The organism is Streptomyces swartbergensis (assembly GCF_002148965.1).
Taxonomy (GTDB): domain Bacteria; phylum Actinomycetota; class Actinomycetes; order Streptomycetales; family Streptomycetaceae; genus Streptomyces; species Streptomyces swartbergensis.
Window position 1 is genome coordinate 1 of sequence record NZ_NGFN01000378.1, and the last position, 8214, is coordinate 8214.

The window sequence follows — 8214 nt, forward strand, 5'->3', positions numbered from 1 at the left end:
CGACGGGCCCGGTCGGCGCGGCCGTCCTCGGCCTGACGGCCTATCTGACGCTCGGCCCCGGCTGGGCGCAGAGCGCGGACCGGCCCGGCCCCCAGCCCTCCGCGACCTCCCGGTGGGCGGCGCTGCCGAGCGGCTGGAAGCCGTGGCAGACGACCGCGTACGAGACAGCCGCGCGCGGAGTGCGGAAGGCACCGGAGGGGACCGACGGCACGATCCGGGGCGGGCCGGACTGCCGGGTGTACGAGGGGGCCGTCTACTGCGGTGGTTACCGGACCCTCCCCGTCCGCCTGGACGGCAGGACGGGCGAGACCGTCTGGCGCGTCGGCCCGGCGGAGGCAGTGACCGGCGAGGACGCGTCCACCTTCACGATCCTCGGTGTCCGGGACGACGCGGTGCTGGTCGGGCAGGAGCCCGACGGCGAGGGGACGACCAGGGTCCTCGCCTTCGACACCGGGACCGGTGAGCGGCTCTGGCACCGCGCGGTGAACGACGAGTGGGCCGATGTGATCTTCTCCGGCGACATCGTCGTGCTCCCGGAGGGCGACGGCACCTCGGTGACGGCCCGCTCGCTCCGCACCGGCGCCGAGCGCTGGACCGAACGGCTGCCCGCGAGGCACTCCTGCGGTTTCACGGAGGCCGGCAACGGTCTGTACGCGGAGTGCATCCCGGACGCGGGGGGAACCGGGGAGGCGCTGGTCCTGGAGCTGGACCGGGCCGACGGCTCGACACGCCGGCTGACCGTACCGAGTGCGGCAGGCCTCCTCGGCGCCCTTGACGGCCGGCTCCTCTTCCTGGACCTGACCCAGGACGAGGACGGGAACATGCTCATCGGCGAGGACGCGCCGTATGCCCGGATCCGGTCGGTGGATCCGGACACCGGTGCTCAGAGCACGACGAAGCTGGCCGAGGAGTACGCGGGAGTGGTGACGCTGGCGGACGGCACCCTGTGGTTCGCCACCTCCACCGGACGGGTCACCGCCGTGTCGGCCCGCACGGGCCGGCCGCTGTGGCAGACCTCGACCAGCCTGGAACAACCGGGCGAGGCGACCTACGACCCACGGGCCCGGGTCGTGTACCTGGCCAGTGCCAGCGGCCGGGTCGGGGCACTCGACGCGAGGAAGGGCACGCTGCTGTGGGAGACGCTGCCGCGTGCCGAACGCAGCGACACCGACTGGGGTGCCACCGAGGTGCGGCTCTTCGAAGGCGCCCTGGTCGCGGCCACCCCCGACGGCGCCGTCTTCAGTCTCGACCCCGCGCACCCCGAGCGGAAACCGCACTCGGGGTGACGACGGGCCGGGCGAGGGTTACGGCAGCGCCAGCATCCGCTCCAGCGCCAGCTTCGCGAACGCCTCCGTCTCCTTGTCCACCTCGATGCGGTTGACCAGGTTGCCCTCGGCCAGGGACTCCAGGGCCCAGACCAGGTGGGGGAGGTCGATGCGGTTCATGGTCGAGCAGAAGCAGACCGTCTTGTCGAGGAAGACGATCTCCTTGCCCTCCGGCGCGAAACGGTTCGCCAGGCGGCGGACCAGGTTCAGCTCCGTGCCGATGGCCCACTTGGACCCGGCCGGCGCGGCCTCCAGGGCCTTGATGATGTACTCCGTCGAGCCGACGTAGTCCGCCGCCGCCACGACCTCGTGCTTGCACTCGGGGTGGACCAGGACGTTCACGCCCGGGATGCGCTCGCGCACGTCGTTCACCGAGTCCAGGCTGAAGCGGCCGTGCACCGAGCAGTGGCCGCGCCACAGGATCATCTTCGCGGCGCGCAGCTCGTCGGCGGTCAGCCCGCCGTTCGGCTTGTGCGGGTTGTAGAGGACGCAGTCCTCCAGGGACATGCCCATGTCCCGCACCGCCGTGTTCCGGCCGAGGTGCTGGTCCGGCAGGAAGAGGACCTTCTCGCCCTGCTCGAAGGCCCAGTCCAGGGCGCGCTTGGCGTTCGACGAGGTGCAGATCGTGCCGCCGTGCTTGCCCGTGAACGCCTTGATGTCGGCGGACGAGTTCATGTACGAGACGGGCACGACCTGCTCGGCTATCCCGGCCTCGGTCAGCACGTCCCAGCACTCGGCGACCTGCTCGGCCGTCGCCATGTCGGCCATCGAGCAGCCGGCGGCGAGGTCGGGCAGGACGACCTTCTGGTCGTCGGACGTCAGGATGTCCGCGGACTCCGCCATGAAGTGCACACCGCAGAACACGATGTACTCGGCCTCCGGACGCGCCGCCGCGTCCCGGGCCAGCTTGAAGGAGTCCCCCGTGACGTCGGCGAACTGGATGACCTCGTCGCGCTGGTAGTGGTGGCCGAGCACGAAGACCTTGTCCCCGAGCTTCTCCTTCGCCTTGCGGGCGCGCTCCACCAAGTCCGGGTCGGACGGCGAGGGCAGGTCGCCGGGACACTCCACGCCGCGCTCGCTCCTGGGGTCGGCCTCACGGCCGAGGAGCAGCAGGGCGAGGGGCGTCGGCTGTACGTCGAGCTCCTGGGTGTGGGCGGTGGTCACGACACGCACCCTTTCTGTTTCCGGCGACTTTTCGTCGAATTGACGCTATCTATCATAACCGCTTCACGTCACTTTGACGATGGCCATAGCGTCTGTGTGACGTGAATCCCGGTGAGCCGCCGTTCATTCCCGGGAAGGCCGGGAAAGAGCCGTTTTCCGGTTCCCGGCGCGTGTGCGAGCATGAAAGGGAGCCGAGATCGAGCGCCCGGCCCGGAATGAATCCGCGGCCCCGCCGGTTGGACCCGTCGGCAAGCAGTCTCCGTACAACCCGGGAGAGATGTAGATGTCCGTATCGGACGAGACCACCACCGTCAGCGACGGCATCATCCTGACCGACGCCGCCGCGGACAAGGTCAAGACCCTGCTCGACCAGGAAGGCCGCGACGACCTCGCGCTGCGCGTCGCCGTCCAGCCCGGCGGCTGCTCCGGCCTGCGCTACCAGCTCTTCTTCGACGAGCGTTCCCTCGACGGCGACGTGGAGAAGGACTTCGGCGGTGTGAAGGTCGTCACCGACCGCATGAGCGCCCCGTACCTGGGCGGCGCCACGATCGACTTCGTGGACACGATCGAGAAGCAGGGTTTCACGATCGACAACCCGAACGCGACGGGCTCCTGCGCCTGCGGCGACTCCTTCAGCTGAGCCTGCCGAGCCGCTTCCCGCGGCCGCGGACATGACGAAGGCGGCGGCCCCCTCCGACGGAGCCGCCGCCTTCGCGCTGTGTCGCGTCCTACCGCTCCCGTGTCGGGGGAGCCGGCAGCCGCGCGCCCTCCTTGGCCAGCGGGACCGCCTTGCCGTTCGAGCCCACGACCTCGCGGTCGCCGAGCGGCTCGTCCAGCTGCACGGTCTGCTGGAACTGCTTCGCGATCAGGATGCAGACCTTGTCCGGCCACGGGGTCGACGTCACCGTGACCTTCACCTCGTCCCCGCTCTCGCTCGCCTTCACGTCGTAGTCGGAGCAGACCCCGCCCGTGAAGGTCACGGTCAGCTCCGAGCCCTCGGCGCGGTAGCCGTCGACCTTGACGTCCCGCGGCTCGGGAGCCGACGTCGGCTTGTCACCCGGCTCGCTCGGCGTGGGGGAGGCCAGGTACTTCGGGTCGACCGCCGGGTACGTCACCGTGAACGGGTCCTTCGCGCCCGGCGCCGTCACCTCGAACAGCCAGGACGGCACCAGCGCCTGCCGCCCGTCCACGAAGTGCGAGGCCAGCCCGAACACCGCGTCCCGCACCGTCACGGCGTTCTTCTCGGGAGCGCCGCTCGCCGTCGACTCACAGGGCTGCTCCAGCCGGTCCTTCAGCGGCACGGGGCGCGCGCAGCCGCCGATGCCCATGCGGTGGTCGCCCGTCGGCCGCTCCTCCATCAGCTCCAGCGCCTTCTTCGCGCCGACCACGGGGTACGTGTCCCCCTTCACCGGCGTCTTCAGCTGGCCGCTGCCGCCGACGACCTCGCCGTCGGAGCCGACCGTGACCCCGGTCGTCCAGCCGTGCGTGGGCAGTCCGCCGACCTCGGGAGCGGCGTTCACCACCCGCTGGGCGCCCATGACCTGGCTCGCGTCCAGCTTTGCGTCATCCTGACCCAGCGCCTTCAGCACGGGCGCCGCGGCCTTCTCGGCCTCCGTCTCGCTGACCGGGTCGCCGCCGGACTGCGGAGCGGTGCAGGTGTCGGTGCCCTTGCAGTTGTCGGTGCCCGGGGCGTACCGGCTGAAGGTCCAGGCTCCCGGCGCCTGCCTGTTCACCTGGAGGCTCGGTCCGGAACCGTCCTGACCGGCCCCGACCTTCCAGGCCTCGCCCTGCGCCACCGGCGACCCCTCGACCCCGAGGGCCTTCGCCAGCCGGGCCACGTCCTCCTTGGTGACCGCGCCCTGCGCCCGGTACACCGGGGCTTCGCCGGGACCGTCCGGGAGCGGGCCGTCGACCCGGTAGGTGGCGCCGTAGGGGTTGGGCTCACCGGGCGCGATGCCGTTGCCACCGCCCGACGTCGACTCCGAGTATCCGTCGAGCGCGAGCGGCGGGGGAGTGTCGTTCCCACCGGGCGCGCCGGACGTCGCACCGCCGTCGGATCCACCGGAGGCGTTGGCCGCGAGCCAGGCCCCACCACCGCCGATCAGCAGCACGGCGGCGGCGACGGAGGCGATGATCGCGGGCGTCCGCGACCGCCCACTGCCCGGACGGACCAGGTGCTTGTCATCGCGGGGGAGGTCGCCGTGGGATGCGGGGGAGGTTTCCGCGTCTGCTTTCGGAGCCGGGCCGGAGTCGGCTTCCCGGACGCCGGGGCTTTCCGCAGCGACCTCGCGGTCCGGGGCCGGACCGGCGTCCTCGACGCCGGCACCATCGGTACCGGCTTCCTCGGCGTCGGCTTCCGGGGCTCCGGGTGCGCCGGTCTCCTCGGCGTCGGCTTCCGGCGCTCCGGGTGCGCCGGTCTCCTCGACGTCGGCTTCCGGGGCTCCGGGCTCGCCGGTCTCCTCCGCGTCGGTTTCCGATGTGCCGGGCTCTTCGGCCGCCGGGGCCGCGTCGTCCTTACCGGCCTCGGTCGCCTCGGCGCCGTCCGTGACCTGCGCCTTCGCCTCAGAAGCCTGAGCGCCATCACCCGGCCTCTCGGAAGCCTCGGCGGCCTCGGCGGCCTCAGCGGCGCCCGCCGAACCCCGCTCCTCGACCTCCGGGGTGTCGGCGGATCCGGCGCCGCCCACTTCCCTGGCGTCGTCGTCGTTGTCGGGTCGTTCGGTGTTCACCGCATCGCTCCTTCGGCTGCACAGCTGTCCCACGGGACCCGGCCCGGTCCGAAACGGGCCACTGTCGGGTCGTATCCCGCATCCCCTTTACGGGGGACAGCGATGGGACGCAGCGGGGGAGCGCACGGTTCCCGGTAAAGCTCCGGTCAGTCCCCGTAGTCCGACATCGCGTCGAGCATCCGCGCCGATGCCGGGGGCACGGTCACGCCGTGGATCAGGGCCGGGGACACCGGCCGGGAGGCGACCCGGTCGGGAGCCGCCCAGTGGGGAGCCATCCGGGCCCCGTCCCCCGGCAGCGACGCCAGATCGCCTTCGAGATCGACCGGAACGGGTACCTGGACCTTGAGGTTCGTCATATCGGCACCGTATGCACGCCGGGCCTCACGGAGAAAGATCTACTATCGGGTAGTTTCCTTGTCTTCAGAGCGGCCCCACCCACCCGATAGCGTGAAGCGTCAAGGTCCGCCTCCCTCAGGAGAGTCCACGCCGTGCGCATCGCAGTCACCGGCTCCATCGCCACCGACCACCTCATGACCTTCCCCGGCCGCTTCGCCGACCAGCTCGTAGCGGACCAACTGCACACGGTCTCGCTGTCGTTCCTGGTCGACAAGCTCGATGTCCGCCGCGGCGGCGTCGCCGCGAACATCGCGTTCGGCATGGGACAGCTCGGCACCCGCCCGATCCTGGTCGGTGCCGCGGGCGCGGACTTCGACGAGTACCGGGCCTGGCTCGACCGGCACGGCGTCGACACCGACTCCGTCCGCATCTCCGACACGCTGCACACCGCCCGCTTCGTGTGCACGACCGACGCCGACCACAACCAGATCGGCTCCTTCTACACCGGCGCCATGAGCGAGGCCCGCCTCATCGAGCTGAAGACCGTCGCCGACCGCGTCGGCGGTCTCGACCTGGTCTCCATCGGCGCGGACGACCCGGAGGCCATGCTCCGCCACACCGAGGAGTGCCGCTCCCGGTCCATCCCGTTCGCCGCCGACTTCTCGCAGCAGATCGCCCGTATGGACGGCGAGGAGATCCGCATCCTGGTGGACGGGGCGACGTACCTCTTCTCCAACGAGTACGAGAAGGGCCTCATCGAGTCCAAGACCGGCTGGACCGACGCGGAGATCCTGTCCAGGGTGGGCCACCGTGTGACCACCCTCGGCGCGCAGGGCGTCCGGATCGAGCGGACCGGCGAGGACCCGATCGAGGTCGGCACACCGGAGGAGGAGCGCAAGGCCGACCCGACCGGCGTCGGCGACGCCTTCCGCGCGGGGTTCCTCTCGGGCCTCGCCTGGGGCGTCTCCCTGGAGCGTGCCGCCCAGGTCGGCTGCATGCTGGCGACTCTCGTCATCGAGACGGTGGGGACGCAGGAGTACCAGCTGCGGCGCGGGCACTTCATGGAGCGGTTCACCAAGGCGTACGGGGACGAGGCCGCCGCGGAGGTGCAGGCGCACCTGGGCTGAGACCGCCTTCGGCTGCGGGGCGTGGGGGGCTGGTCGCGCAGTTCCCCGCGCCCCTGGGTTTCTCACATCACCCGGCGGACCGAGTACGCCGTTCCGCTGTCCGCCGGCTCCTCGCCCACGTACTCCTGGCCCCGCATCTCGCACCACGCCGGGATGTCCAGCCGGGCCGCCTCGTCGTCCGACAGCACCCGGACCAGGCCGCCGACCGGTACGTCGCCGATGACCTTCGCCAGCTCGATCACCGGAATCGGACAGCGCTTGCCGAGGGAGTCGACGACCAGGACGTCCTCCTCGCGGGCGACCTCGGAGGCGACCGGCGCCCCCAGCTTCTCCCGCACCGCCGCCACGGCCCCCGGCAGCGCCTCCAGGAACCGCTCGACATCCTCCTCGGCGACTCCCGTCGGCAGCGAAACCCGCACATTCCCCTCACTCAGCACGCCCATCGCCCGGAGCACATGGCTCGGCGTCAGGGTGCTGCTGGTGCAGGACGAGCCGGACGAGACCGAGAAACCCTCCCGGTCCAGCTCGTGGAGCAGGGCCTCCCCGTCGGCATAGAGACACGAGAACGTGACGACCCCGGGCAGCCTGCGCACCGGATCGCCGACCACCTCGACATCCGGCACCGCCTGCGGCACCCGTACCCGGATCCGCTCCGTCAGCTCCCGCAGCCGCAGGGCCTCCTCGGCCGCCTCGGCCCGTACGGCCCGCAGCGACGCGGCCGCCGCCACGATCGCCGGGATGTTCTCGAAACCGGCCGCCCGTCCCGACTCCCGCTCATCCACCGGCCCCTGGGGTGCGAACCGAACGCCCTTGCGAACGACGAGCAGGCCGACCCCGGCCGGGCCGCCCCACTTGTGCGCGCTGGCCGCGAGCAGCGACCAGWCGCCCTCCACCGGCCCCCACCCCAGCGACTGCGCCGCGTCCACCAGCAACGGCACCCCCGCCGCCCGGCACACCTCGGCCACCTCGGCCACCGGCTGCTCGGTCCCCACCTCGTGGTTGGCCGACTGGAGGCAGGCCAGTGCCGTGTCCGCGCGCAGGGCATCGCCGTACGCCGCCGGATCCACCGCCCCGCCCCGGTCGACGGGCACCTGCGTGACCGTCCCGCCGGCCGCCTCGTGCACCTCGGCCGAGTGCAGCACGGAGGAGTGTTCGACCGCCGACACGATCAGGTGACGCCCGACCCGCCGCCGCCCGGCCAACGCCCCCGCGATCCCCGCATGCACAGCCCGGGTCCCCGACGAGGTGAACACCAACTCGTCCACCCGGCACCCCACGGCCTCGGCAGCAGCCTCCCGCGCAGCGTCCAGCACCATCCGGGCCCGCCGCCCCTCCCGGTACAGCCGAGCAGGATCGGCCCACCCCTCGTCGAGCGAGGCCAACAGCGCCTGACGAGCAACGGGATGCAAAGGAGCGGAGGAAGCAGCATCGAAGTAAGCCACACGGCAACGCTAACCCCCCAAGGGGCGCGGGGCTGCGTCCATATGCGGCTCCGCCGCGTGGGCGCGAACGACCCCCGACCACCCGCACTCGCCC

General features: G+C 71.9%; 7 protein-coding genes. 3 read left to right on the forward strand and 4 right to left on the reverse strand.

All coding sequences use genetic code 11. The features are described 5' to 3' along the window. Nucleotides 1-1286, forward strand: a 1286-nt coding sequence (locus tag CA983_RS37070; protein ID WP_158101929.1) for an outer membrane protein assembly factor BamB family protein, incomplete at its 5' end; no start/stop codon positions are given. Between the two features lie 18 nt (nucleotides 1287-1304). On the opposite strand, the gene nadA is transcribed toward CA983_RS37070, so the two are convergent. Next, the gene (gene nadA, locus CA983_RS37075; RefSeq protein WP_086605131.1) at nucleotides 1305-2489 is read right to left on the reverse strand and encodes a quinolinate synthase NadA; all 1185 of its coding nucleotides are present in this window, start codon (nucleotides 2487-2489) and stop codon (nucleotides 1305-1307) included. Between the two features lie 283 nt (nucleotides 2490-2772). On the opposite strand from nadA, the gene CA983_RS37080 reads away from it, so the two are divergent. Then, the gene (locus tag CA983_RS37080) at nucleotides 2773-3129 is read left to right on the forward strand and encodes a HesB/IscA family protein (RefSeq protein WP_003989692.1); all 357 of its coding nucleotides are present in this window, start codon (nucleotides 2773-2775) and stop codon (nucleotides 3127-3129) included. An 88-nt stretch (nucleotides 3130-3217) separates the two neighbouring features. Here the strand turns inward: CA983_RS37080 and CA983_RS37085 are convergent, their stop codons facing one another. Next, nucleotides 3218-5215 carry a hypothetical protein gene (locus CA983_RS37085; RefSeq protein WP_086605127.1) on the reverse strand — a complete coding sequence of 666 codons (1998 nt, stop codon included), beginning with the start codon at nucleotides 5213-5215 and terminating at the stop codon, nucleotides 3218-3220. A 146-nt stretch (nucleotides 5216-5361) separates the two neighbouring features. Then, nucleotides 5362-5571 (reverse strand): hypothetical protein, encoded by a 210-nt coding sequence (locus CA983_RS37090; RefSeq protein WP_086605128.1) that lies wholly within the window; start codon nucleotides 5569-5571, stop codon nucleotides 5362-5364. A 132-nt stretch (nucleotides 5572-5703) separates the two neighbouring features. Between CA983_RS37090 and CA983_RS37095 the strand changes: the two genes are divergently transcribed. Next, the gene (locus CA983_RS37095) at nucleotides 5704-6678 is read left to right on the forward strand and encodes a carbohydrate kinase family protein (RefSeq protein WP_086605129.1); all 975 of its coding nucleotides are present in this window, start codon (nucleotides 5704-5706) and stop codon (nucleotides 6676-6678) included. A 62-nt stretch (nucleotides 6679-6740) separates the two neighbouring features. On the opposite strand, the gene CA983_RS37100 is transcribed toward CA983_RS37095, so the two are convergent. Further along, entirely contained in the window at nucleotides 6741-8120 is a 1380-nt protein-coding gene (locus CA983_RS37100) for a cysteine desulfurase/sulfurtransferase TusA family protein (protein WP_086605130.1), read from the reverse strand. Nucleotides 8121-8214: the final 94 nt, after the last annotated feature.

Bases quoted from the DNA above. Each gene is read 5' to 3' on its own strand.
- CA983_RS37080 (WP_003989692.1), top strand. From the start codon at position 2,773: ATGTCCGTATCGGACGAGACCACCACCGTCAGCGACGGCATCATCCTG.
- CA983_RS37090 (WP_086605128.1), bottom strand. From the start codon at position 5,571: ATGACGAACCTCAAGGTCCAGGTACCCGTTCCGGTCGATCTCGAAGGC.